Here is a 23139-nt window from a genome sequence, read left to right on the forward strand (position 1 = left end):
CATATTATGACGACCAGTACTGAAAATGTCGTTCTTCACGTTGCCGATGTGCACAAAACCTTTGGCGGTTTGCACGCACTCAGCGATATTGATCTGCAAATCGAAGAAGGCAAAACACACGCCATCATCGGCCCCAACGGGGCAGGTAAATCCACATTGCTCAACGTGGTTGTGGGCCGCTTGGCCCCAACACGCGGCGCCGTGGTCTTTGATGGCAAGGTGCTGACAGGCAAGCAACCCCACGAGATCAACCAAGTGGGCGTGGCTCGGGTGTTCCAAACACCTGAAATCTTCCCCGATCTCTCTGTGTTGCAAAATGTGATGGCACCGGCCTTTGCCAAGCGCGATGGGTCATTCAAGCTAAACTTCTTGTCATCACTCGACGATGAGCATCAAATTCGCAAAGAAGCCGAAGAGATGCTCGAGGATATTGGCCTTAGCGAGCAAAAACTCATGAAGGCTGGCTCACTTTCACGCGGTGACAAGCGCCGCATGGAACTGGCCATGTGCCTCATGCAGCACCCCAAACTCTTGTTGTTGGATGAGCCAACTGCTGGGATGTCACGCCACGACACCAATACAACCATTGAGCTTTTGAAAAAGATCAAAGAGCGAGGCATGACCAAAGTGATCATTGAGCACGACATGCATGTGGTGTTCTCATTGGCCGATAAAATCTCGGTGCTTGCGGGTGGGCGGATTATCGCCGAAGGTACACCAGAAGAAGTGCGCAACAACCCGAAGGTGCAAGAGGCATATTTGGGAGGGGCACACTGATGAACGCAATGACAACAGAAAGCAATATGATGAGCGATGCACAAGCCAAACAAAAAGAGGCACGGCCTTTTCTGTCGGTAAAAGATGTGCACGCCTATTACGGCGAAAGCTACATCGTGCAAGGGGTTAGCCTTGAGCTGCCCAAGGGCGAGATCTTGGCATTGCTGGGCCGAAATGGCGCTGGCAAAACCTCAACATTGCGCACCTTGGCACGGGTCGACGACCCGCAGCTAACACAAGGCGAAATCTGGCTGGATGGCGAACCCCTGCACCAAATGCGCGCCCACCAGGCGGCGCAATCGGGCCTGCAATTGGTGCCTGAAGATCGGCGGATCATTCAAGGCCTGACCGTTGAAGAAAACCTGACGCTAGCGCAAGTAGCGCCTGGCCATGGTTGGACCGTTGAACAAGTTTATGAGCGTTTCCCGCGTCTTGCTGAACGCCGCAATCAGGAAGGCGTGACCCTTTCTGGTGGCGAACAGCAAATGCTGGCCATTGGCCGCGCATTGATGCGGGATGTCAAACTCTTGCTCTTGGACGAGCCCTATGAAGGCTTGGCCCCAGTGATTGTGCAAGAGATTGAAAAGATCCTGTTGGAGATTAAAAAACTCGGGATCACAACAATTATCGTTGAGCAGAATGCGGTTGCCGCACTCAAGCTCGCCGATAAAGCGGTTATCTTTGACACAGGCATGGTGGTGTTTAGCGGCTCTGCCAAAGAAGTGTTGGATAACGAGCAATTGCGTCACGAGTATCTCGCCATCTAGGCGGGCTACCCGAACGCAAATGGTCGACCGGGTGCGATAGGGACCGGCCACCATTTTGAAGAAGTGTAACTTTAAAAATGGGCATTGCTGACCTTTGTGTTGGCAATGAGAGGGAAACTATGTCCGGCAAGACCTATCCGGTGTTTGAACAATGGGCGCAAGACGCCCACATCACCAAGCAACAATATGAAAACATGTATGCGCAATCGGTGAATGATCCCGATGGCTTTTGGGCTGAACAAGCCAAGCGGCTGGATTGGATCAAGCCGCCCAGCATCATTAAAAACACCAGCTTTGATCCCGTTTCGATCAAATGGTTTGAAGATGGTGTGCTCAATGTGGCGCAAAACTGTATTGATCGCCATTTAGATAAACGCGGCGACCAGATCGCTTTCTATTGGGAGCCTGATCACCCGGATCAACCAGCGCAGGCCATCACCTATACCCAATTGCATGAGCGGGTCTGTCGATTTGCCAATGTGCTCAAGGAACTGGGCGTGAAAAAGGGTGACCGCGTCACGCTCTACCTGCCCATGATCCCTGAAATCACCTACGCCATGCTCGCCTGTGCCCGCATCGGCGCCGTGCACTCCGTGGTGTTCGCCGGCTTTTCGCCAGAGGCCTTGGCCGGGCGCATCAATGATTGTGACAGCACGATTGTCATCACAGCAGATGAAGGCCGTCGTGGCGGCAAATCCATCCCGCTGAAAAAGAATGTGGATGACGCCCTACCCCACGCCTTGGGCGTGGAAAAAGTTTTGGTGGTGGAGCACACCGGTGCAGACATCAAAATGAAAGGTGGCCGCGACGTATGGTGGCACGAAGCGGCGGCTGGCGCAGATGAATTTTGCGACATCGAACCGATGAATGCAGAAGATCCGCTGTTTATCCTTTATACCTCCGGCTCCACCGGCCAGCCTAAAGGCGTGGTGCACACGGCTGGCGGCTACCTCACCTATATTTCCCTCGCCCATGAAACCGTATTCAACTATGAGGATGGCGACATCTTTTGGTGTGGTGCCGACCTTGGTTGGATCACAGGCCATAGCTTCACCCTTTATGCGCCACTTTCAAATGGCGCCACTTCGGTGATGTATGAGGGTGTGCCCAACTTCCCCGATGCGTCGCGCTTCTGGCAGATCATCGACAAATATCAGGTCAACCAGTTCTACACTGCCCCAACTGCCATTCGCGCACTGATGGGCGCTGGCGACGATTTTGTGACCAAAACCAGCCGCAAATCGCTCAAACTGCTGGGCACGGCGGGCGAACCGATCAACCCCGAAGCCTGGGAATGGTATTTCCACGTGGTTGGCGAAGGCCGCTGCCCTATCGTTGACACATGGTGGCAAACCGAAACTGGCGGCTGCATGATCACCCCGTTCCCCGGGGCGACCGACATGAAGCCAGGCGCGGCGACAACACCGTTTTTCGGCATCAAGCCGCAATTGGTGGACAATGACGGCAATGTGCTGGAGGGCGAGGCAGAAGGCAATCTATGCATTCTCGACAGCTGGCCCGCACAGGCTCGCACCATTTATGGTGATCATCAGCGCTTTGTGGACACCTATTTCACCACCTATAGGGGCAAATATTTCACCTCTGACGGCTGCAAACGCGATGCGGATGGTGATTATTGGATCACCGGACGTGTGGACGATGTGCTCAACGTTTCCGGCCACCGCATGGGCACGGCGGAAGTGGAAAGCGCGCTCGTGTCCCACGACATGGTTTCAGAAGCCGCAGTGGTGGGCTATCCCCATGATGTGAAGGGCCAAGGCATCTATGTCTATGTGACCCTGATGGCAGGTGTCGACCAAAGCGACGATTTGGCCAAAGATTTGCGCCAATGGGTACGCAAGGAAATTGGCCCCATCGCCACACCAGACCTGCTGCAATTTGCCCCAGACCTCCCCAAAACGAGGTCCGGCAAAATCATGCGGCGCATTCTGCGCAAAATCGCAGAAGACGATTTTTCAAACTTAGGCGACATTTCAACGCTGGCCGATCCATCTGTGGTCGAAAAGCTGATTGAAGAACGCCAAAACAGATCGGCCTAAAGCAACTGTCCCCACTTTGTTTGGGCCGTATATGGGGCGCTTCCATCCTTGGGGCGCCCCTCAATTTTTGGCTGCGACAATATGAATTGCAACTGGATGGGCCAAGCTGATCTGAACCAATAGACATCCGCACCTCAAACTGTTTTTATGTCTGTAAAACAGCTTGGTACAGCACATGACCTTCATTCAGCTACAACGCCGAACCAGCATCCTGCTTGCCCCATTGATTTTCGGACTTTCGCTATTTGGGCTGCTCCACGGCGCAGTGGTGCCTGACCCGCAGATCGCCACTACATTTCGCGGCACCGAGATGATTTTTTACGGCAATGGCCTGTACCACGATAACAGCCTCTTTTTCGCCGCCGGGTTTATCGCCCAGGACATCATTGTCTTGTTCCTCGTGACGCCGCTGCTTTGCCTGTCCATCTATCTTATGGCCAAGGAACGGGTGGCAGGCCATATTCTCAACTATGGCGTCCTTGGTTTTTTGCTCTATGCCTATGCAAGCCTTGCCTTTTCAGCCACTTATAACATTGCCTTCTTTGGGTATGTTCTGGTGCTCAGCATTTGCCTTTTTGGGACATCCATTGCCCACAATGGCGTCATGACCTGTTTAGAAAAAGGCACTTTCGATAAGGCAAAAGCCGCCCTGCCAAACAGGGCACTGGCGATCTATTTGGTTTTAGCGGGTAGCATCACCGTATTTGTGTGGGCGGAACCGCTGATCACAGCGCTGATGTCCGACACACCACCCAGCCGGCTAGATCATTATACCACCAAATTCACGGAAGCCATCGACATGGCGATCATTGCGCCACTGTGCATGATCTCCGCCCTATTGGTTTTACGCCAGCAATTGTTTGGGTTCGCCTTGGCGATCCCTCTGCTCGGCACAATCATTCTGCTGCTGCCAAGCATCTCAACAGCGACCTTTGTTCAGCTGTGGGCAGGCGTGGAGTTCACCACGCCTGAAATTTTCGGGCCAATCGGCGGCTTTCTGGTCCTTGGCCTTTGGGCCTTGTGGCTGATGATCAGAATGATTGCGCTTTTAGAAAAACAGGCCGCCTAAACCGCTTTGGAGTGCCGGGCCGTGCCTTTACCAAAATAAGCATCGAAACTGGCGGCGATGGCGCGGACAAAAGGCTTGCCCTGCCCGACTACCGCAAAGCACTCATCGTCATTTTCGATAAAGCCATCTTCATGCTGTGCGGCGATCAAATTGGCTTCGCGCAGAATAGCTTTCGCGGCGTCGCCATAGCGGGCCACCAAGTCGGTTTTATCGAAAGAAAACTGACACATAAGTTGTTCAATCACATGGCCGCGCATACGGTCTTCTTCCGTAAGAGCATAGCCCTTGCCCACCGCTAGTTCGCCTTTGTCGATCATCGCTTGATACTGACCCGTGGGCACAACATTTTGAATATAGCCGTGGCGGTTTTGACCAATGGCGGAGCCACCAAAGCCGATCATCGCGTCCGCTGGATCAACAGTATAACCTTGGAAATTGCGGCGCAGCGTCCCATTGCGAGCGGCAATTGCCATTTTGTCATGCGGCAGCGCAAAGTGATCAAACCCTACGCGGTCATAACCAGCATCCACCAACGCATCGGCAGCCAAAAGCGCATGTTCAAACCGCTCAATTGTGCCGGGCAACGCCGCTTCATCAATCATCTTTTGATGGGTTTTCATCCACGGCACATGGGCATACCCAAACAGGGCAATCCGGTCTGGCTGCAAAAAGGCGGTTTTGGCCACCGTGTCCATCAACCGCTCTGTTGTTTGAAACGGCAACCCGTAAAGCACATCCAGATTTACCGATTTGATGCCGTGCGCCCGCAACGCTTCCACCACGTCGCGCGTGATCTCAAAACTTTGTGGCCGATTAATTGCCTTTTGCACCACCTCAGAAAAGTCCTGCACCCCAATGCTGGCGCGCGTCAGACCAAAATCCACCATGCCTTTGATTTGTTCGGGCGTGACATCGCTTGGATCGATCTCAATGGAGATTTCTGCATCATCAACAAAATCAAAATGCGTGCGCAATACGACCCGCAATTTTGCAAAATCATCTGCTTGCAACAAGGTCGGCGAGCCACCGCCCAAATGCAATGAAACCACTTTCAAACGATGGGGCAATTTCGCCGCCACCATTTCAATCTCTTTATAGAGGCGTTTCAAATAGGCTTGCACAGGCGCATATTTCAGCGTTTGCTTGGTGTTGCAGCCGCAAAACCAGCACAACCGATCACAAAACGGAATGTGGATGTAAAGCGAAAGTTTGTCTTCCGACTCAAAGCCGGACAACCATTTGGCATAAACGTCATTGTTTACCGTATTGGTGAAATGCGGCGCGGTTGGATAAGATGTGTAGCGCGGTACAGGCGCGGCATATTTTTCGATGAGTGCGTGGTCCATAATCGTCCCCTATTCTGTGACCACAACCTAGCAGCGCCAAAAAATCCTTCCTTGATCAAGGTCAAAAAGGGTGCAACAAAACAAACTCCAAATAATGCGCCGTTCGAGCCGCAAATAAGAAATTCAATTAGGGGTATTCATATGACCGACGCGCCGCAAAAAATATTTGATGGCCATAATGATATTTTGCTGAAATTGCTGGATGAATGCAAAGACGATCCCGTCCGTGGCTTCTTCACCCCACGCGATGGGCAGCATATTGACCTGCAATCGGCGCAAGAAGGCGGCTTTGCAGGCGGCCTGTTTGCCATGTTCATTCCCCCTGAAGATGGCAAAAGCTACGAAAAAGCGCCGAGCCAAACCTATGCGATTGGCGAAACCAACAAGATGATCAAGCTGCTGCGCGACATTCAGCGCGCGTCAGACGGCCAGGTGAAAATCTGTAAAACGGTGAAAGAGATTGAAGAGGCGTTCGCCGGCAACCAGATGGCCCCCGTTTTGCATATCGAGGGCGCCGAGGCGGTCATGCCCGACATGTCCAACCTAGAAAATCTTTATAAGGAAGGTTTGCGCTCGCTTGGCCCCGTTTGGAGCCGCGAAAACGACTTTGCTTACGGCGTGCCGTTCAAATTTCCCGCTTCGCCTGACACGGGCCCGGGCCTGAAAGACGCAGGCGTTGAACTGGTCAAAGCCTGTAATCAACTTGGCATTGCCCTCGATTTGAGTCACATCAACGAAAAAGGCTTTTGGGATGTCGCCAAACATAGCGACATGCCGCTTATTGCCAGCCACTCAAACGCCCATGCCCTGTGCCAATCCACCCGCAATTTGCTGGACAAGCAGCTTGATGCAATCAAAGACACAGGTGGCATCGCCGGGCTGAATTTTGGCACCATTTTCCTAAACCCAAAAGGCGTGGCGGACAGCAAGGTGCCGCTCTCGGTCATGGTGGATCAAGTGCGCTATTTGGTCGATAAAATGGGCGTTGATCATGTGGGCATCGGCTCTGACTATGATGGCACCGGCGTTCCCAATGAGGTGAACAGCACAGCCAAGCTGCCAAATCTGGTCAACGCGCTTAAGGAAGCGGGCTTCAACCAGGACGAGCTGGATAAGATCACCCACAAAAACTGGTTCCGCGTGCTCGGTGATTGCTGGGCCGAATAGGCACACACTTTTTTGAATATTTTAAAGGCCCATCCCTTAAATGGGCGTGCGCCTTTTTTGTGATCCTTGCACATGAATCGGCTTTGGCTCAACTGGCCCGCCAACACGCACGGGTCGTGGCGCAAAACGCCCCAGTGTCGCAATGCGATCATACATAACGATCGCCCCGGCCGTCGCCACATTCAGGCAAAAGCTTGTGGGTATTTTGATGATGTGATCGCACATCTCCATAATCTCAGGCGAAAGCGATGCCCGCTCGGGCCCTAAAATGTATGCTGCCTGCGTCGGGTGCCGAAAGCTCGGCAAATCAATTGCATCGTCAGTCAATTCAATGCCCACCAATTGGCAGCGGTCGGGCAGCGTGATGTCGTTTGGTTTATCCCAGGCGTAATAAGGCATGTTGGTCAATGATCGTGAGGTGTCCGACACCATATCATTCAACCGCAAACGCGAGGCCGCCACGGTAAAACAAAAGCTCGCACCGAACCCATGTCCGGTGCGCGCCAAATTACCAAAATTCTGCATTTTGGAAATCTTCTCTGCCCCAATGGCAAAATATCCGCGCATCGACTCACCCTTTTTTCGAAAAAGGATTTAGACAGTTTCCGCCGTTTTGGGAAGGTCTGACGCCTCCTCAGGTGAGGTAAACGGCACAAACTTGATCAATATCAGCGCAATGATCCCCAATACCAACGTGATTGTGCCACCAAAAACAAAGGGCACCCCAATATGATAAATCGAGGCCAAAGTTGCCCCGATAAAGGGCGCGGAAATCATGGCAACCAGCGACAAGCTCTCATTCACTGCCGTCACGCGCCCCATTTTTCCTGACGGTGTTTCAAGCTGCAACACAGTCCTTAGCGGCACAAATGTGCCTGTGCCGACAAACCCAACCAAGAAAAAGGCCGCCACAAAAATGTAGGGATGGATGGACCAACCATAAATAGCGACACTGCCCAACAGCATCGTCATAGCAGACACAATGATCATCGATGGTCCGATCAACAGGAAGGGATGGATGTGGCGCTTCATACTGCCCAACGTCACAGCGCCCAGAATGCCCCCGCCGCCCACGGCAGCAACAGAAATGCCCAAAATGGTGGCGTCAAAGCCCAATTCACGCGTGACAGGCCCAATCAACGTGTCATGCAAAAATATGGCAAAGAAACCCATGGCGCCAAGCATGATTGTGGTCCACAGGGCGGGCGTTGAAAACACAATTGCAAACCCTGAAAGAATGTCGTTCAACATCGAGGCCTTGCCGCCTTCTTCTTGTTGGGCGTCATGATCTTCAGTTTGTTTTGCCTCAATTTTCCGAGGCAACGTCATGAAGATTGCCATCGCCAACAGCGATACAGCTCCGTTAACCCCAAAAACTGCTTGTGGACTAACCCAAATCAACAATGCGCCGCCAACCGCAGGCCCTGCCACCTTTGACGCCTGATTGATCACATGGCTCACACTATTGGTGGCCATCAACTCATCACGTTCGACCAACGCTTGGATCGCCACCTGCTTTGCTGGCGAGAAGAAACTGTCAATTGATGACCTCAACGCAATGAGAGCCAACATGATTTCAGGCTGACTGGCAAATATCAAAGAGAACGTTGAAAGTGCGCGGCCCAAGTTCGACAGCACCAACACACTTTTGAGATCGCTACGATCAACAAGTGCGCCCGCAAGCGGCCCAACCAAGATGTAGGGAAGCGAAAATGAGACCGCGAACCACGCGAAATAGATCGTGTCGACTTGCCAGACATAAGTGAACAACGTGATGACGGCCACATAGTCGAGCCAATCGGCAAAGTCCGCGGGCAATTGCGCAGCCAATATGCGCCGCATATTCTTATTCTTCGGCAGTCTCACCTAAATATCCTCCCCAAAATATAGCCTCAGATATAGGTTGGGGAGAAATAACGTCAACGTTTGATCAGCTAAATTCTGAAATCCGCTGCAATGCTGCAAGGGAAGACAAGCACGCCGCCACCGCCTCACGTCCCTTATTTTCCGCATCAGCAGAACTGCGGACCACCGCTTGTTCTTGGGTATAAGTGGTTAAAATACCGAAGCAAATCGGCACCTCGGTTTCAAGGCTTGCTTCCATAATCCCCATAGTCGCCCCAAGCGAAATAAATTCGAAATGTGCCGTATCACCTTTGATCACGCACCCCAAGCAAGCCACACCATCATAGCGACCAGATTGGGCCAGCTTTTTTGCGATCAATGGCATTTCAAACGCGCCCGGCGCTTCAAACACATCCTCCTCGGCAAGGGCCAGCCCGGCTTCGGCAAGTTCCAAACGCGCGCCATCCAGCAAGCCGTGAGTCACTTTGGGATTAAACTGGCTCACAACAATCGCCACGCGGGCATTATCGATAATTGTGGTTTCACCACGGGTCTTAATCGTCTCACTCATATCAAACATTTTCCGGTAGATTATGGTTTAGTTTTTCGCGTTTGGTTTCAAGATAACCGGCATTCTGCGGAGTTGCTCCAACCTGAAGTGGCCGCACCTCCTGCAAAGTAATCCCCATGCCTTCCAGCGCTTTGGCCTTTGCAGGGTTGTTGGACAAGAGGCTGATGCTGTTCAGCCCCAAATCCTTCAAAATAGCAGCCGCAATATCAAACTGGCGCGCATCAATTGGCAGGCCAAGCGCACGATTTGCGTCCACCGTATCCATGCCCTTGTCCTGCAATTGATAGGCCCTGATCTTGTTGCCAATGCCAATGCCGCGCCCTTCATGGCCCCGCATATAGATGATGACGCCGCCATCGGGGTGGGCGTCAATCTCAGCCATCGCCGCTTGCAATTGCGGCCCGCAATCGCACCGTTTTGAGCCAAAGGCATCGCCGGTCAAACATTCCGAATGCACCCGCACGAGCGGATTGTCGCCAAGCGGTTGATGAAGCAAGGCAACATGTTCCTCGCCGCTGGCAATTTCGCGATAGGCCAAAACCTCAAAATCATGATTGGTGTGATGGGTGGGCAACTGGCTGGCGGCAACGCGCGACACCAAAGCATTTGACGCCCGGGTGGGCCCGCCCAAATGCGCCACCAGCTCCGCAATCGACAGCATGGGCAGATCATGCGCCTTGGCAAAACTCTCAAGTTCATCACCCTTGGCCATGTGGCCATCTTCGCCCATCACTTCACAAATCACTGCCGCAGGGTTTAGCCCGGCCAACTGCATCAAATCCACAGAGGCTTCCGTATGGCCATTGCGCACACGACTGCCGCCTTCTGCTGCGCGCAGCGGAAACACATGCCCCGGCGAAACAATCTCGCCTGGCAGGACATCTGGCTTAATCGCCGTCATAATGGTTTGCGACCGGTCATAGGCCGAAATGCCAGTGGTGATCCCATCCCGCGCTTCAATCGAAACCGTGAAAGCGGTAGAGCGGTTGGCGCGGTTTTGCTTGACCATGGGCGGCAAACCCAACCTATCAATCTGCTCGCCGCTCATCGGCAGGCAAATCAACCCGCAACCCTCTTTGGCCATAAAGCGTACCGCTTCAGGCGTGGCAAACTCAGCAGCGATAACCAAATCGCCTTCGTTTTCGCGGTCCTCATCGTCGGTCAGAACGATCATGCCGCCATTTTTCAAGTGCTCTACTGCGCGTTGTAACCGAGACATAGCCGCTCCACATATTTAGCAATAACGTCGTTTTCCACATGGATCTGATCGCCCACTTGCCGGGCATGCAAATTGGTGTGCGTCCATGTGTGAGGGATGATGGTCAGCCCAATGCGGCTACCTGCCGCGTGATCATCAAGATTGTTGATGGTGAGGCTAATGCCATCCAATGAAATTGAGCCCTTCTCCACGCAATAACGCCCTAAGGATTGCGGCAATTCCAGCTCGATCAAATGCGCACCAGCTTGCTCTTCAATGGAAGACAGCGTCGCAATGCCATCCACATGCCCTTGCACCAAATGGCCGGACAATTTGGTTTCCAGCGCCACTGCACGCTCCAGATTGACTCGATCACCCGTTTGGATCGACCCAAGCGCCGTGCGCGACAGGCTTTCGGGGCTAACATAAAACTCCGCCAAGCCAGCGGCATCAAAGGTCACCACAGTGAGGCAAACGCCGTTGATCGCGACACTCTCGCCCAAAGCAAGGTCACTATAGGTTGTATCGATTTCAAAAACCCGCGCGCCATCATCGTCTCGCACAGACTGAACAGCGCCCAAACGATCAATTATTCCCGAAAACATCGGCTTCTCCTTCACACTGTTCGCCATTGAGCGAAGGATCGGCATAAACCGCACGAATGCGATCATTGTCTGCCAAACGTTCAATGGTGATATCAAGATTGACTAGTTTGAGCGCACGGCAGGCCGCCGCCAATTCCGGCCCCGCTTCCACAAGCACTTCCATGCATCCACTCTGCCCAAGATCAGCCAGCGCCGACTTTAAATCCGTCGCGATGATCGGCCTAAACCCACGGGCCCGCGCTTCCTGCAAATAGGCAGAAGGCACGCGTCCGCGGCGATCTAAAATCACCAGGGGTCGCACCTTGTCTGACACATCATCCACATGTCGCACGGTGAAATGGGGATCATCTGCCAAAACAGTGCCCGACCCGGTCACAATGGCATCCGCCCGTCGCCGCAGCTTATGGGCAAATTTAAGGGAAGAAGCGCGTGTAAAAGTCTTATCACCCACAGGTGGGATCATGCTGCCATTTGCATCCACAGCAACCTTCAGCGTCACAAATGGCCGTTGGGTCTTAGCAAAATGCAGGAAGGGCGCGATCAATCGGCGGCAATCTAAATGCAACGCTTTTGCAAAGTCCTCATGCCGTTTGGAAAGGAAGTGCACCTCAATACCCGCGTCGCGCAACTTGGCGGCCCCGCCGCCGATCACCCGTGGGTTTAGATCCTGAGCGCCAATCCAAACACTTTTGACGCCCGCATCGATCAAACCATCAACGCATGGAGGTGTGCGGCCAAAATGAGCGCATGGTTCCAGTGTCACAACTGCGGTATGGGGTTTGGACCCAGCGGGAAGTTCAGCCAGTGCCATCCGCTCAGCGTGCGGCTGCCCCGCCGCCTGGTGCGCGCCAATGGACAGAATTTCTCCTGCCTGATCCAACAACACACAACCCACAGGCGGGTTGGGCGCAGTTGACCCATCAAACAAACGCGCTGCCCTTAACGCATAGCGAAACGCCTGCTCGATAAGAGCAGTGTCTTCAACCGGATTTTCAATTGGTACGACTTTCATTCGCCCACCTCAAAACATGATAGGGCGAAACACGTGCCATACGACACGAACAGCCTACGCCAAGGCGCACGACTGCTAAGACAATAGGCGCAAACACCCACTATGGGCGTTGCCAGTCTTTGTTCTCTCACATCCGGACTTTAACCGTCGGCTCCGGAATTACACCGGATCTGCTAGACCCTTCTGGCAGGAGCCAAAAGGCGCTCGCGGGCTGATGGATTTCTCCAATTACCGCCGGTGGGGAATTTCACCCCGCCCCGAGAACGGCCGCACTGCGGCCAAGTGGCAAGAACTTAGTCGATTTCCGCCTGAACGTAAAGACAACAATAAATCAGCAAAAAGTGAACAGATCAGGCTGGCTTAATCGGTTGGCGCAAAACAGTTTTTAGTTTTTCCGGCGCCACACGACGCGGATCGTTCAAATAAATCTCATGATGTTTCATATGCATCTGCAACCCATTTTCGGGAATAAACTCATGATGCATTTTGTGAAGAATCGGCCCCTCCTCATCATAAGACCCCACATGTAAAACCTGCACGCAATCGCCCTCATGGTAGGTTTCCAACCGCACCTTGCGCAGCAACTCTTCGCTGGTCGGCGGCTCCTTTTTCCCCGCATTTTTGGCGATGGCTGCGGTGCGCACTTGTTCCACATCATCTTTGGTCAGCCAATCCGGCTGGCGGATCATCATCGTCCACAACCACTGATCCTTTTCCCGCGCGATAAAGGTATTCATGTCCTCTGCCCACCAAAGCCCTTGCAGGGGGCCGACAACATAGTCCATTTCCAACTCGGTTTTAGAGAGAAATTTCAAACCATAACTCATGCTGTATAGCGCGCCGATCGAGGGCGCATAGCTCTCCCCAATAGGGCCGCCCTCCCCATCAATCATCAAATAATTCATGGGGGGCACATCTATTCGATCAAACCGTCCCACCTTGCCCGAATAATAGGGTTTATCGCGTTTCTTGAAATCCAGTTTTTCCATGCTCACACCTCAGCCAATGGCAAATAAATGTCAGTAAGAAGGTCGGCTGGCGATACTTCACGTGGGTTGTTGCGATAGGCTTCCACACAAGGGGCATCGCCCAACTCATATCCATTGGTGGTGAGCCAAGTGCCAAAAAGCCATCGGTAGGCGTCAGCCATTTCCGCATAGGCGCCCTGATAACGCAAAACGGCATAACGCCCGCCTTTCACCACCCGCGTTTGGAAATGCTCGGGCATCTCAACATCCCCCTCCATCACCGCACCGGCAAATGATTGCAGATCAGGCTCCGGCACGCTGTCGGGGTCATGGTAATAGATGGCCATGGCGTGTCGCATTTGAGGCAAAAGACCCGCTTGCCCGAGCCAGCCAAAAACAGGCTCAAACACCCGCCCAATATCCATATAATCCCCTTGATGCGGCAAGCCGATCAAGGTTTGCGGTTTTATCGATCTAATTTCTACGGGGTACAAATGCCCTTCTCCTTGCGCGATGGCCTCCTGCAATTTGACATGCGCACCCGCACGACGAAACTGTGCCGGAGGCTGACCATAAATCTGCGTGAAAGCCCGAGAAAAGGCAGCCAGACTGGAATAGCCCGACCGTTCGGCAATCTCCTCAATAGAGATTTTGCTGTGCGCCAATTGCCCCGCCGCGCGATGCAAACGCAATCGCTTCACGGTTGCGGCAATGGTTTCCCCCTGAATTGCCCGATAAACTCGATGCCAATGATAGGGCGACATACACGCCACATCGGCCAGAAGCTGCAAATCGATCGGCTCGTCCAAATGGTCATAAATATAATTGACCACCCGATCGATCCGCTTACGATAGCTAAGCTGCTGTTGGCTCATTTGCATTCTGCTCTTTTCCTTTTGATTGGCTCGGGTTAAAAGCATGCACAAAAGCGATTGATAAATCTTGCGCATTTGGAAATCTGGACCAATGCGCAATATTGTTTGCCAAAGGGAACATAAATGTCGACCTATTTCTACTTTGCATATGGCTCAAATCTATTGAATGAGCGGTTGCAAAATAGGTGCCCCACGGCCCGCCCTGTCGCCAATGCTTTTGCGCCAGGTTATGGCGTCAACTTTGGCAAAATCGGTCACGACGATCATGGCGGTTCCGGCAAAGGCACAATTTTTAAAAGCGACAACGCCAATGAACGGGTTTATGGCGTGGTCTATGAGATGCATCTTGAAGAAGCATCAATATTGGACCGGATTGAAGGCATTCATCTGACCCTGCCCACCACCTATATTCGCGACGCAAACTTTTTGGTGCACACCGATGCGGGCGACCAATTTCAAACTGTCACCTATATCGCTGAGCCGGATCAAACGCCGCCAAAGCCATATCAGTGGTATTGGGCGCTTTGCCTGTCCGGTGCCATCCAAAATGACTTACCGAAAGCGCATCAGGAGCATTTGGCCAGCTTTGAGCATATGCCCGATCCCGACCCGCAACGCCCCGGCAAACTGGAAGCTGAAATGTTGTTGAAGAAGGCCGGATTTGATTATCTGCTGGGCCCAGAAGCCGCGTAAATATGCCACCGCGCCCCGCATTTGATTATCGCCCCCCTCAAGACGCGCTCAACATCGTTTTTGAAGACGATCATCTGCTGGTGGTGGACAAACCCTCGGGCCTACTCTCCGTGCCGGGCAAAGCCGAACATCTGTGGGATTGCCTTGAGTATCGCGCCCAACAATATTGCCCCGATGCCCGCATTATCCATCGGCTGGATATGGACACGTCTGGCATTTTGATTTTGGCCAAAAATGCCGCTGCACATCGCCACATTGGTCTGCAATTTGAACGCCGTCACACCAGCAAAATCTATCAAGCATTGGCGTGGGGACAGGCCGGGCGCGATGAAGGGCTAATCGACCTGCCGCTCCGGTGCGATTGGCCAAACCGCCCGCTGCAGATGGTGGATTTCGCCAATGGCAAGTCGGCCCAAACCCATTTTCAAGTGCTGCAAAGAAATGAGCGAACCTCTCGGTTAGACCTGTTCCCAATCACAGGCCGCTCCCATCAATTAAGAGTGCACTTGCTTGCCCTCGGCCATCCCATTCTCGGCGATGATTTCTACGCCCCCGCATTTGTGCAAGCAGCCAGCGACCGCCTTTGCCTTCATGCCCGATATTTAGAAATTCATCACCCCATCGGTGGTGAACGCATCAGCTTTGAAAGTGAAGTGCCGTTCTAGGCAGCCGACATGGCGGCGCGGCTCTCTGCATCCGATATTTTCTGCCGCGTTAAACGCCCCATCGCATAAAGCCCCAACAGACCGCAGATAATGGCCGCCAATAAAAACGGACTGCGCAAGGCCCATTCCCGGCCCCAAAATGGCTCCACTATTTGAACGCAAAGGCCGCCCAGCAAGGTGCCTAATGGCATCATCCCCCAACCGAAAAAACGGTATACAGAATTCACGCGGCCCAAAAGGGCATCTGGAATAATACGTTGGCGAAAGGACACGGTATGGATGTTCCAGCCTACAATGCCAATGCCCCCAATGAAGATCACCATCCAGGCGAAAGCAAAGTTAGAGGCCAGGCCGATGGCCGTGTTTTCGAAAACCATCAACGCCATTGCAAACAGCAGCATAAACCTCATATCGAGCCAACGCCCGAGCCAAGGCACAATAAAACTGCCGATAAACCCGCCCAACGCCCCGGCGGTGAGCAAAAGCCCGTAACCCGCCGCATCAAGACCCAACACTTCTTGAGCGAACAAGACATAGATGGCAACGCCCATCATAAAGGCCGCATTAACGCCACCCAGGATGAGCGCCAAGTCCCGCAAAATTGGAAAGCGCCACAGCCAGCCAAACCCGCTTTTCAGTTCAAACCAAAATGACGTGGGATTCGCCGCGGCGGCCCTTTTTCGGGAAGATTGCGACGGCGATGGCACAATGGCCAGCACCATAATGGCGGCAAACAGGAAGGCCGCCGCATTGACGGCCAAGGGCATAAACAGGGCGATGCCAATGAGAAAACCAGCAATCGGTGGTCCTGCCAGCCCATTCAGCAGCATCTCGACAGCGGAGAATTTGCCGTTAGCTGCCTCCAATTGATGTTTTGCAACCAGGCTTGGCAAAATTGTTTGCCCCGCATTGTCGCGCAAGACTTCACACATGCCAAAAATCAGCGCAGCGCAATAAAGCACGCCGAGCAAAGCTAAGCGTGACGCTCCATCGCTGATATTGGCGATGTCCCCCGCGAAAAACACAGTTAGGGCGAACGCCGACATCACCACAAAGCGAATAAAATCCATCAAGACCATGATCCGCCGACGATCGAACCGATCTGTCAGCACACCCGCGGGCAAAGAAAAGAAAAACCATGGACCGCGCAAAAATACAGCGACCAGCGCCACAGCAACAGGATCTCGTGTGATTAAAGACGCGATCCAGGGAAATGCTACCAACCCGACGCCATCGGCCAAATTGGACGCTCCGGCAGCAAGCCAAAGCTTCGAAAAATTACGATTTATGAGCACTAAATTGTAAGCTCTTCCAAAAATTCATTAATATCATTGGGGCTGGATAGTATGCGCGTTGACGTGCCCAGTTCAATCAGTTTTTCACGGATCTTTGGCGCGCGCTGCCGCCGATAGTTCAGCACATAAAGAAGAAATTGCGGATCGAAACGCTCTGGACATCCAACAGCTGAATCTGGCCGGACCTTGCCGAAGCCAAAGGTCGTGCGCTTAAACACGCGCCACGTGCACAACCATGTGGGGAAGTCGAGAAAGATAATCAGGTCAGCGCGGGGCAATCGAAGATCGAACGTTTTGCTGTAATTGCCATCCATCACCCACCGATCTTCAGCGCACATCGCCGCCACTTTTTCGCGCCAATGCGCATGGTCGGGCTCCACCCACCCGGCCGAAAAATAGTGCTGATCCATATGCACAACGGGCAGATTGAGTTTTTTGCCCAGTGCCCGCGCCAATGTAGATTTGCCAGAACCTGAGCCGCCCAAAATCGCAATGCGTTGCATCACATCCTCCCCCAAAAGAGAGGAGGTTCTAGATTATTGCTTAATTGTTGGCAAGCTGAACCACAGATTTGAAGCGCGGTTGGTTCTGTGGCACCAGATTGACCACTTTGTAGCCACGCGCTTCCATATCTTTTAGCAATTGGGGCAGCATTTTCACGGTACGATTATGAATATCGTGGAACAGAACAACACCATGTCCGGCATTGGCCATCCGCTTGAGGGTGCGTAGTCGCACCTGATCGGCGCTATCGCTATAATAGTCTTTGGAGTCGACCTCCACATCCATAATCACATAGCCAGAATTTTTGACCGCTGTTCGCAATTGGGCATTTTGCGCCAAATAGGGAAAACGGAAAAACGGCGCTGGCTCTTTGTTGATGGGTGAAAGCGCCGCCACAACCGGACGCTGTCCGCGTTCAATTTCAGCCAAGGCTGCCGCCACATTCAATTTGGTCAAATCCCCATGGGAATGGGTGTGCAGGCCAATTGTATGACCGCGTTTCGCCACTTCACGCACCAACCCGGGATGCGATTGTGCCGAACGGCCCAACATCAAGAACATGGCTTTAACGTCATGCTCGTCTAGAATGTCGAGAATTTTTTCGGTCTTGCCCGGACGGGGACCATCATCAAAGGTGAGGACAAACTCGCCCTTGGCCAATTGAATGTCTTTTTGGAGTGAAACAGAAAGGGTACGCCCCTCAAGGGCTTGACCGCTCCTCCGCAATTCATATTGCGGCGATAATGACGCCGTCTTTATATCATCCACTTGTGGATCAGAATTACCGGTCAACAGTTTGCTTGCGATCTCGATTTTTTCATCAGCTTTCGCAGGCATTTCTTGAGTATATGCGGAGCGACTTGTTGTCGGTCCATTTTTTGGTGGCTTTGCACATCCACCCAGCATGGCAAGTACTGCCAAACCACAAATCACGCCACGCAACTGAACCATCACTCAAACCCAAAATCATGTAATCACACAATTTTTACTGGGTTTATGGTTAAAAATGCGTTGCCTTCGTTTTAGATTTGAACGGTATCGGTCAAATCTACAACATCATTTGCTTCAATTGCCGCCATCAATTTTTCAAATGCACGGCGTTCAATCACATACATTTGGTCGCCAGAAGGCGTGTATATGATTTGCTTTTCGACGCGCGCCAACGCGTCAAATAAACTATTATGCTCCATCTCGATTGCCTCGTCGTCGAATTGTAAAAAAGGTCTAGGGAAATATGTCGTCAATTTCGATCAACGCGCGCTGATATAACAAAGTAAAAAAATTTTACTAGAACAAAAATTTATATTCACATACAATAATTTTGTATGTGACAAAAATGCTACGAACCTCATAGTACGGTTACATGTCCGTACTGCCTATATTCTTGGTGGGGTCAAAACTACATCTTTGCCGCTTCTATAGAGCGCATGTTTTTGCTACACAGATTATCCCTAGTGCATACTTTGAGCGTATGCTCCCGAAATTGGAGGAAATTATGACGCGTCGCCAACGCCTGGAAACTCTCTTTGCGCAAGCTGCTGGATATATCGACCAGCAAACCGCTGGCGTAGTCCCTGCTATTCAACCCTCCACAACATTTGTGCGGGATGAGAACTACGATTTGCTGCGCGACAACAACATCTATGCCCGCGACGACAATGACATTGTGCGTTTGGCAGAAAAGATTTTGGCCACGGCCGAAAATGCGCAGGATGCATTGGTGTTTCCCACAGGCATGGCGGCCATCGCGGCACTGTTCCGCACCACCCGGGCGGGACAAACGATCATCATGCAATCACAAATCTATTGGGGCACCACCAAGTGGGTGCGCGAATATTGCGAACGCCGCGCCATCAAACTGATTGAGCAAGACACCAGCAAAACCGACGAAACGGTGGCACTGATCGCGGCGGAGAAACCGGCCCTTGTGTTCATCGAAACACCATCCAACCCCTGGCTGCGCATCACCGATATCGGTGCAATTGCAGCGGCAACCACCGATGCAGGCGGCATCTTGGGCGTCGACTCCACAGCGGCAGGGCCAGCCATCTCCAACCCCCTCGATTTGGGCGCTCACATTGTGATGCACTCAGGCACCAAAAGCATCAATGGCCACTCAGACGTGCTGGCAGGTGTGTTGGCGGTGGATGATGAAACACGCCCCATTTGGCAAGACATCAAAGTAGATCGCCACGATGCAGGCGCGGTAATTGGCAGCTTTGAAGCCTATTTATTGATCCGCGGCATGCGCACCCTGCCCCTGCGCATGGAGCGCATGAGCGAGAATGCCATGGCGGTCGCCCAATATTTACAGGCCCATGACGAAGTCGATCATGTATTTTATCCTGGCCTTGAAAGCCATGAAGCGCACGCGCTGGCCAAAAAGCAGATGCACAATGGTTTCGGCCCGCTGCTCTCTTTCACCGTGAAAGGCGACAAACAGCGCGCCCTCGATGTGGTGGGCAAGCTCCACCTGTTCAAACGCGCCACTTCCCTTGGTGGGGTGGAAAGCCTCGTGGAACACCGCTTCACGATTGAAAGCACAACGGGCATTCCAGAAACCTTGCTGCGCCTGTCTGTCGGCATTGAACATATCGAAGATTTGATCGCGGATCTGGAAACCGCGCTCAGCTAAGCCGATTGCGCCAGCAATTGCTGCGGTGTGCGCCCGATCAGTGATGAAAATGCTTTGCTGAAATGCGCCTGATCAAAATAGCCGAGACGATGAGCCAACGCCGTGAGCGAGCGCTCTTCGCCTCGATTGATCGCCTCCACCGCCTCAATCATGCGATAACGGTCAATCACCCATTTCGAGGACACACCCACATATTGCGCAAACAAGCGCTGCAGTTGCCGGGCATTGAGGCCCGATCTTTCCGCAAGCGTCGACACTCGCGACAGGTTTTGATCACCCTCAATCATATGCACCAAATCATGCGCTTGCACCGCCTTGGGATCATCTGGCGCGCTCAAAGCTGCAATATGCCGATCCAAAATCTCCGCCATATCAGCCGGATCATCCAGCGCAATAAACCGCGCCTGCAGCTCTTTAAGGTCCAGGCCCAACGCGGCAAGGTCGGTTTCGCACTGATCCGTCAGTTCCGAAAGGGAGCGTTGCCAAACCGGAAACAGCAGGCCCGGGTGAAACTTTGCGCCGATCACCCGTCCTTTCCCCACCAGCTCATAAAAAAAGCGATGCGTTTGCACCCCAAACAGGCCCGATCCAGCCTGCGGATCGAGCACAAAATGCGCGCTCGGATGGGGCAGATTTTCTTGCCGGTAGACTGGCTTTTCGCCCCGATCCCATTCGATCACCCAATAATTCTCAATCCACCGCGCTGCCCCATCGGATGGCACAATCCGCGTGAGATCAAATTCGGCCATGGAGAGGCGCTTGGCGATCAGGCCACGCGCCGGACCGAGCTGGGGATCAGATTTTTCCATCAGATTGTCGCGAAATTACAATTCATCTTGCGCTGACTTTGCCAAGCTCAAGGCAAATCAACAAGGGAAATCAACAAGGGAAATCAACATGAAACTTTCCGGCACCTACACCCATCTCGCTTGGGATGAAACTGTGGTTGAGCAGATCAATGACCAGCAAAAACTCAGCGAAGCACTGGTCAAAGAAGAATTTGACGGCGACTTAAAGGGCAGCGCCAGTATCAAAATGCAGATCTTTTATTGCGAAGAAGGCACCGCGCAATATCACGGCTTCCGCCTGTTCAACGGCACGCTCAAGGGCGAACAGGGCACCCTAACCATTTTAGAAACAGGCACCTGGGCCAAAGATAAGGCCACCACAAACTGGCAAATTGTGGAAGGTTCCGGCACCGGCGCATTTGAGGGCGCAACGGGCAGTGGTGGTTATGAGGCAGGCCACACCAAGCAGGTCGATTGGCATTTGGAGCTGACGCGCTAGACATCATCCTTCGGCGCCAAATATACCGAGAGAAAATAACAGCTGGCGAAAATCAGGGCGGCGCCTGCCCATTGCAAGGGCGTGGGCACATGCGAAAATAGCACCAGCCCCAGTAGGGCCGCCCACACAACACTGGTATTGTCGGTGATCGCAAAAACGCTCACCGGCAATTGCTTAATCGCCACCACGGACCAATAACCCGCCAACGCGCCAACCACACACGTGGCGGCCAGAACACCCCATTGCCCGCCGCTCAGTGGCTCATATTGCAAAAGGCCGGGCGATAAAATCAGCGCCGCCAGGGAGAGCTGGATCAGTGACATCAAAACAGGCCCTTCCTTTTGCGTGTGGAATTTCAGAGAAGCCAGCAAAGTCGCTTCCAAAACAGGCACTGCGATCAACGCGAGAAGCGGCAAAAGTGACACGCTGAGTTCACTCGCGAACAGGCCCTCATTGATCAAAAACAGCAAGGCCCCCGAAAGCCCGACCAAAAGCGCCAAGGCGATTTTAGCGTCAAACCTTTCCTTGAAAAACATCACGCCATAAAGCGTGCTGATCAATTGGCCGGTCAGCGCAAACGCCGCCACCGTGACCAGTGCAAAATGCGCCAGCGCAAAAAAGAAGCACAGCGTCACCAGCGCTGCGCCTGCCGCACGCAGCAAATGCAAGCGCCACTGCACCCCCGCAAAATAAAGATGCTGCCCCCAAACTGCCACGCCGAAAAACAATAGCGCACTGCCAGTCGTACGCATAAACGCCACCTGCCCCACAGGCAGGCTGACCACCAAAACCTTTACCAGCGCATCCATCAACGCAAAGGCAAACATGGCCAAAAGGGCCAAGCCCAACGCCGAAGGCTTTATGCGGTGGAATAATCCGGTCATCGCTTCGGCGTGCGGCGCACCTGTTGTCGCCCAACCGATAAGCAAGCGGCGATAATCATAAATGCCCCCACCCATGTGGTGAGCGCTGGCACTTCCATAAAGAAGATAAAGCCAAACATCGCAGCCCACAGCAGCGCCGTATTTTCAGTGAGCACAAACACCGACGCCGGCAAATTGCGCAACGCCGACACATAGAGCACAAAACCCAAAGCGCCCAAAAAGCCCACACTGGCGAGGCGCAAACCAATGTCTAAACTCGGCACATCAAGCTGCACCACAGCAAATGGCGCCGCCACAAGCGCGATAAAGAAAGCCTGCAGGAAGGTGATTATGGTGGCATCAGCCTGCCGGCTTTGGCTTTTCATCACCACAATGCTTAAGGCATAACCAAACGGGCCCAGCAACGCAGCCACCCACGCCCACAAATCACCACTTGCCGAAAAGTCTGCGCCATTGCTGCCGCCAAAAACAATCACCATCGCTCCGGCAAAGCCCAATATGGTGCCGAAAATCAGGGTTTTCGTGACCTCTTCTTTGAGGAAAACTACCCCCATAATGCTCACCAAAATCGGGGCGACCATAAAGATGGCCGTCACCAACATCAGCGGCAGTTCGCCCACCGCATAAAAGAACGCAAAGGCGGTGGCGCCAATCATCATTGCGCGGATGAAATGCAATGGCAGTTGTGCGCGGGTGGGAAAATGCGAGCCTTTGTAAAGGGCAAGACCGCCCAACAAAACGGCCGCAACGCCTTGTCGGAAAAACAGAATGGTCAAAGTGGAGGCGTCGCCCGATAGCGATTTAACGCTGGCGTCCATCATTGAAATGACGGCGATAGCCGCCACCGCAAGCAGCAGTGCTTTTGTTGTCGACATGTCCATTGTGCGTCAGCCCGAAATTAGCGTGAACGACAATG

The 23139-nt window shown here is 53.0% G+C and carries 25 protein-coding genes and 1 riboswitch; of the genes, 9 read left to right on the plus strand and 16 right to left on the minus strand.

All coding sequences use genetic code 11. The features are described from left to right. The first annotated feature begins 6 nt into the window (after window positions 1-6). From G549_RS0108240 to G549_RS21290, 4 genes are all read left to right on the plus strand, one after another. Window positions 7-777: an ABC transporter ATP-binding protein gene (locus G549_RS0108240; protein WP_027834625.1), complete on the plus strand. Its 771-nt coding sequence runs from the start codon at window positions 7-9 to the stop codon at window positions 775-777. Further along, window positions 777-1544, plus strand: a complete 768-nt coding sequence (locus G549_RS0108245; RefSeq protein WP_027834626.1) for an ABC transporter ATP-binding protein — start codon at window positions 777-779, stop codon at window positions 1542-1544. Before G549_RS0108240 ends, G549_RS0108245 begins: the two co-directional genes overlap by 1 nt. A 119-nt stretch (window positions 1545-1663) precedes the next feature. Beyond that, window positions 1664-3604, plus strand: a complete 1941-nt coding sequence (acs, locus tag G549_RS0108250) for an acetate--CoA ligase (protein ID WP_027834627.1) — start codon at window positions 1664-1666, stop codon at window positions 3602-3604. Window positions 3605-3779: 175 nt separating this feature from the next. Further along, on the plus strand, window positions 3780-4673 hold the full coding sequence (locus G549_RS21290; protein WP_027834628.1) for a hypothetical protein: 894 nt from the start codon (window positions 3780-3782) through the stop codon (window positions 4671-4673). On the opposite strand, the gene hemN is transcribed toward G549_RS21290, so the two are convergent. Then, a complete protein-coding gene (gene hemN / locus G549_RS0108260; RefSeq protein ID WP_027834629.1) occupies window positions 4670-6019 on the minus strand; it encodes an oxygen-independent coproporphyrinogen III oxidase in 1350 nt (449 codons plus the stop codon). The two genes, G549_RS21290 and hemN, sit on opposite strands and share 4 nt — an antisense overlap. Before the next feature lie 141 nt (window positions 6020-6160). Here hemN and G549_RS0108265 point away from each other — a divergent pair, with 141 nt between their 5' ends. Continuing rightward, entirely contained in the window at window positions 6161-7186 is a 1026-nt protein-coding gene (locus G549_RS0108265) for a dipeptidase (protein WP_027834630.1), read from the plus strand. A gap of 36 nt (window positions 7187-7222) precedes the next feature. On the opposite strand, the gene G549_RS19575 is transcribed toward G549_RS0108265, so the two are convergent. From G549_RS19575 to G549_RS0108305, 8 genes are all read right to left on the minus strand, one after another. Beyond that, a complete protein-coding gene (locus G549_RS19575) occupies window positions 7223-7753 on the minus strand; it encodes an RNA methyltransferase (RefSeq protein WP_036221740.1) in 531 nt (176 codons plus the stop codon). Window positions 7754-7780: 27 nt separating this feature from the next. Next, the gene (locus G549_RS0108275) at window positions 7781-9052 is read right to left on the minus strand and encodes an MFS transporter (protein WP_156905516.1); all 1272 of its coding nucleotides are present in this window, start codon (window positions 9050-9052) and stop codon (window positions 7781-7783) included. A 64-nt stretch (window positions 9053-9116) separates the two neighbouring features. Beyond that, window positions 9117-9602: a 6,7-dimethyl-8-ribityllumazine synthase gene (ribH, locus tag G549_RS0108280; RefSeq protein WP_027834632.1), complete on the minus strand. Its 486-nt coding sequence runs from the start codon at window positions 9600-9602 to the stop codon at window positions 9117-9119. A gap of 1 nt (window position 9603) precedes the next feature. Continuing rightward, the gene (locus G549_RS0108285; RefSeq protein ID WP_027834633.1) at window positions 9604-10821 is read right to left on the minus strand and encodes a bifunctional 3,4-dihydroxy-2-butanone-4-phosphate synthase/GTP cyclohydrolase II; all 1218 of its coding nucleotides are present in this window, start codon (window positions 10819-10821) and stop codon (window positions 9604-9606) included. Next, on the minus strand, window positions 10797-11405 hold the full coding sequence (locus tag G549_RS0108290; protein ID WP_027834634.1) for a riboflavin synthase: 609 nt from the start codon (window positions 11403-11405) through the stop codon (window positions 10797-10799). Before G549_RS0108290 ends, G549_RS0108285 begins: the two co-directional genes overlap by 25 nt. Next, the gene (gene ribD / locus G549_RS19580; RefSeq protein ID WP_051213553.1) at window positions 11386-12417 is read right to left on the minus strand and encodes a bifunctional diaminohydroxyphosphoribosylaminopyrimidine deaminase/5-amino-6-(5-phosphoribosylamino)uracil reductase RibD; all 1032 of its coding nucleotides are present in this window, start codon (window positions 12415-12417) and stop codon (window positions 11386-11388) included. Before ribD ends, G549_RS0108290 begins: the two co-directional genes overlap by 20 nt. A gap of 117 nt (window positions 12418-12534) precedes the next feature. Beyond that, window positions 12535-12686: riboswitch (FMN riboswitch) on the minus strand. An 81-nt stretch (window positions 12687-12767) separates the two neighbouring features. After that, window positions 12768-13406, minus strand: a complete 639-nt coding sequence (locus tag G549_RS0108300; protein WP_027834635.1) for a GyrI-like domain-containing protein — start codon at window positions 13404-13406, stop codon at window positions 12768-12770. A gap of 2 nt (window positions 13407-13408) precedes the next feature. Next, the gene (locus G549_RS0108305; protein ID WP_051213670.1) at window positions 13409-14266 is read right to left on the minus strand and encodes an AraC family transcriptional regulator; all 858 of its coding nucleotides are present in this window, start codon (window positions 14264-14266) and stop codon (window positions 13409-13411) included. A gap of 117 nt (window positions 14267-14383) precedes the next feature. On the opposite strand from G549_RS0108305, the gene G549_RS21295 reads away from it, so the two are divergent. Beyond that, complete coding sequence (locus tag G549_RS21295) at window positions 14384-14953, plus strand: gamma-glutamylcyclotransferase family protein (protein ID WP_051213554.1); 570 nt, start codon at window positions 14384-14386, stop codon at window positions 14951-14953. Between the two features lie 2 nt (window positions 14954-14955). Further along, a complete protein-coding gene (locus G549_RS0108315) occupies window positions 14956-15618 on the plus strand; it encodes an RluA family pseudouridine synthase (RefSeq protein ID WP_027834637.1) in 663 nt (220 codons plus the stop codon). Here the strand turns inward: G549_RS0108315 and G549_RS0108320 are convergent. From G549_RS0108320 to G549_RS21805, 4 genes are all read right to left on the minus strand, one after another. Next, entirely contained in the window at window positions 15615-16913 is a 1299-nt protein-coding gene (locus G549_RS0108320; RefSeq protein ID WP_027834638.1) for an MFS transporter, read from the minus strand. The genes G549_RS0108315 and G549_RS0108320 overlap by 4 nt on opposite strands. Beyond that, entirely contained in the window at window positions 16913-17416 is a 504-nt protein-coding gene (locus G549_RS0108325) for a P-loop NTPase family protein (protein WP_027834639.1), read from the minus strand. Before G549_RS0108325 ends, G549_RS0108320 begins: the two co-directional genes overlap by 1 nt. Before the next feature lie 40 nt (window positions 17417-17456). Continuing rightward, window positions 17457-18254, minus strand: coding sequence for a polysaccharide deacetylase family protein (locus G549_RS0108330; RefSeq protein WP_169449629.1), 798 nt, complete (start codon window positions 18252-18254; stop codon window positions 17457-17459). 185 nt (window positions 18255-18439) lie between these two features. Beyond that, a complete protein-coding gene (locus G549_RS21805; protein WP_156905517.1) occupies window positions 18440-18607 on the minus strand; it encodes a hypothetical protein in 168 nt (55 codons plus the stop codon). Between the two features lie 305 nt (window positions 18608-18912). Here G549_RS21805 and G549_RS0108340 point away from each other — a divergent pair, with 305 nt between their 5' ends. Next, on the plus strand, window positions 18913-20052 hold the full coding sequence (locus G549_RS0108340) for a trans-sulfuration enzyme family protein (protein ID WP_027834641.1): 1140 nt from the start codon (window positions 18913-18915) through the stop codon (window positions 20050-20052). Here G549_RS0108340 and G549_RS19590 read toward each other — a convergent pair. Further along, window positions 20049-20861, minus strand: a complete 813-nt coding sequence (locus G549_RS19590; protein ID WP_051213555.1) for a helix-turn-helix domain-containing protein — start codon at window positions 20859-20861, stop codon at window positions 20049-20051. The two genes, G549_RS0108340 and G549_RS19590, sit on opposite strands and share 4 nt — an antisense overlap. Before the next feature lie 88 nt (window positions 20862-20949). On the opposite strand from G549_RS19590, the gene G549_RS21300 reads away from it, so the two are divergent. Next, window positions 20950-21339 (plus strand): DUF3224 domain-containing protein, encoded by a 390-nt coding sequence (locus G549_RS21300; protein WP_051213556.1) that lies wholly within the window; start codon window positions 20950-20952, stop codon window positions 21337-21339. On the opposite strand, the gene G549_RS0108355 is transcribed toward G549_RS21300, so the two are convergent. Beyond that, window positions 21336-22298, minus strand: a complete 963-nt coding sequence (locus G549_RS0108355; protein ID WP_036221750.1) for a DMT family transporter — start codon at window positions 22296-22298, stop codon at window positions 21336-21338. The two genes, G549_RS21300 and G549_RS0108355, sit on opposite strands and share 4 nt — an antisense overlap. Continuing rightward, complete coding sequence (locus G549_RS0108360) at window positions 22220-23098, minus strand: DMT family transporter (protein WP_036221753.1); 879 nt, start codon at window positions 23096-23098, stop codon at window positions 22220-22222. Before G549_RS0108360 ends, G549_RS0108355 begins: the two co-directional genes overlap by 79 nt. Window positions 23099-23139 lie beyond the last annotated feature (41 nt).

The sequence above is a fragment of the Maritalea myrionectae DSM 19524 genome (assembly GCF_000423365.1).
Lineage (GTDB): Bacteria > Pseudomonadota > Alphaproteobacteria > Rhizobiales > Devosiaceae > Maritalea > Maritalea myrionectae.

Bases quoted from the DNA above. Each gene is read 5' to 3' on its own strand.
- G549_RS0108240 (WP_027834625.1), top strand. From the start codon at position 7: ATGACGACCAGTACTGAAAATGTCGTTCTTCACGTTGCCGATGTGCAC.
- G549_RS0108245 (WP_027834626.1), top strand. From the start codon at position 777: ATGAACGCAATGACAACAGAAAGCAATATGATGAGCGATGCACAAGCC.
- acs (WP_027834627.1), top strand. From the start codon at position 1,664: ATGTCCGGCAAGACCTATCCGGTGTTTGAACAATGGGCGCAAGACGCC.
- G549_RS21290 (WP_027834628.1), top strand. From the start codon at position 3,780: ATGACCTTCATTCAGCTACAACGCCGAACCAGCATCCTGCTTGCCCCA.
- hemN (WP_027834629.1), bottom strand. From the start codon at position 6,019: ATGGACCACGCACTCATCGAAAAATATGCCGCGCCTGTACCGCGCTAC.
- G549_RS0108265 (WP_027834630.1), top strand. From the start codon at position 6,161: ATGACCGACGCGCCGCAAAAAATATTTGATGGCCATAATGATATTTTG.
- G549_RS19575 (WP_036221740.1), bottom strand. From the start codon at position 7,753: ATGCGCGGATATTTTGCCATTGGGGCAGAGAAGATTTCCAAAATGCAG.
- ribH (WP_027834632.1), bottom strand. From the start codon at position 9,602: ATGAGTGAGACGATTAAGACCCGTGGTGAAACCACAATTATCGATAAT.
- G549_RS0108285 (WP_027834633.1), bottom strand. From the start codon at position 10,821: ATGTCTCGGTTACAACGCGCAGTAGAGCACTTGAAAAATGGCGGCATG.
- G549_RS0108290 (WP_027834634.1), bottom strand. From the start codon at position 11,405: ATGTTTTCGGGAATAATTGATCGTTTGGGCGCTGTTCAGTCTGTGCGA.
- ribD (WP_051213553.1), bottom strand. From the start codon at position 12,417: ATGAAAGTCGTACCAATTGAAAATCCGGTTGAAGACACTGCTCTTATC.
- G549_RS0108300 (WP_027834635.1), bottom strand. From the start codon at position 13,406: ATGGAAAAACTGGATTTCAAGAAACGCGATAAACCCTATTATTCGGGC.
- G549_RS0108305 (WP_051213670.1), bottom strand. From the start codon at position 14,266: ATGCAAATGAGCCAACAGCAGCTTAGCTATCGTAAGCGGATCGATCGG.
- G549_RS21295 (WP_051213554.1), top strand. From the start codon at position 14,384: ATGTCGACCTATTTCTACTTTGCATATGGCTCAAATCTATTGAATGAG.
- G549_RS0108315 (WP_027834637.1), top strand. From the start codon at position 14,956: ATGCCACCGCGCCCCGCATTTGATTATCGCCCCCCTCAAGACGCGCTC.
- G549_RS0108325 (WP_027834639.1), bottom strand. From the start codon at position 17,416: ATGCAACGCATTGCGATTTTGGGCGGCTCAGGTTCTGGCAAATCTACA.
- G549_RS0108330 (WP_169449629.1), bottom strand. From the start codon at position 18,254: ATGCCTGCGAAAGCTGATGAAAAAATCGAGATCGCAAGCAAACTGTTG.
- G549_RS21805 (WP_156905517.1), bottom strand. From the start codon at position 18,607: ATGGAGCATAATAGTTTATTTGACGCGTTGGCGCGCGTCGAAAAGCAA.
- G549_RS0108340 (WP_027834641.1), top strand. From the start codon at position 18,913: ATGACGCGTCGCCAACGCCTGGAAACTCTCTTTGCGCAAGCTGCTGGA.
- G549_RS19590 (WP_051213555.1), bottom strand. From the start codon at position 20,861: ATGGAAAAATCTGATCCCCAGCTCGGTCCGGCGCGTGGCCTGATCGCC.
- G549_RS21300 (WP_051213556.1), top strand. From the start codon at position 20,950: ATGAAACTTTCCGGCACCTACACCCATCTCGCTTGGGATGAAACTGTG.
- G549_RS0108355 (WP_036221750.1), bottom strand. From the start codon at position 22,298: ATGGGTGGGGGCATTTATGATTATCGCCGCTTGCTTATCGGTTGGGCG.
- G549_RS0108360 (WP_036221753.1), bottom strand. From the start codon at position 23,098: ATGTCGACAACAAAAGCACTGCTGCTTGCGGTGGCGGCTATCGCCGTC.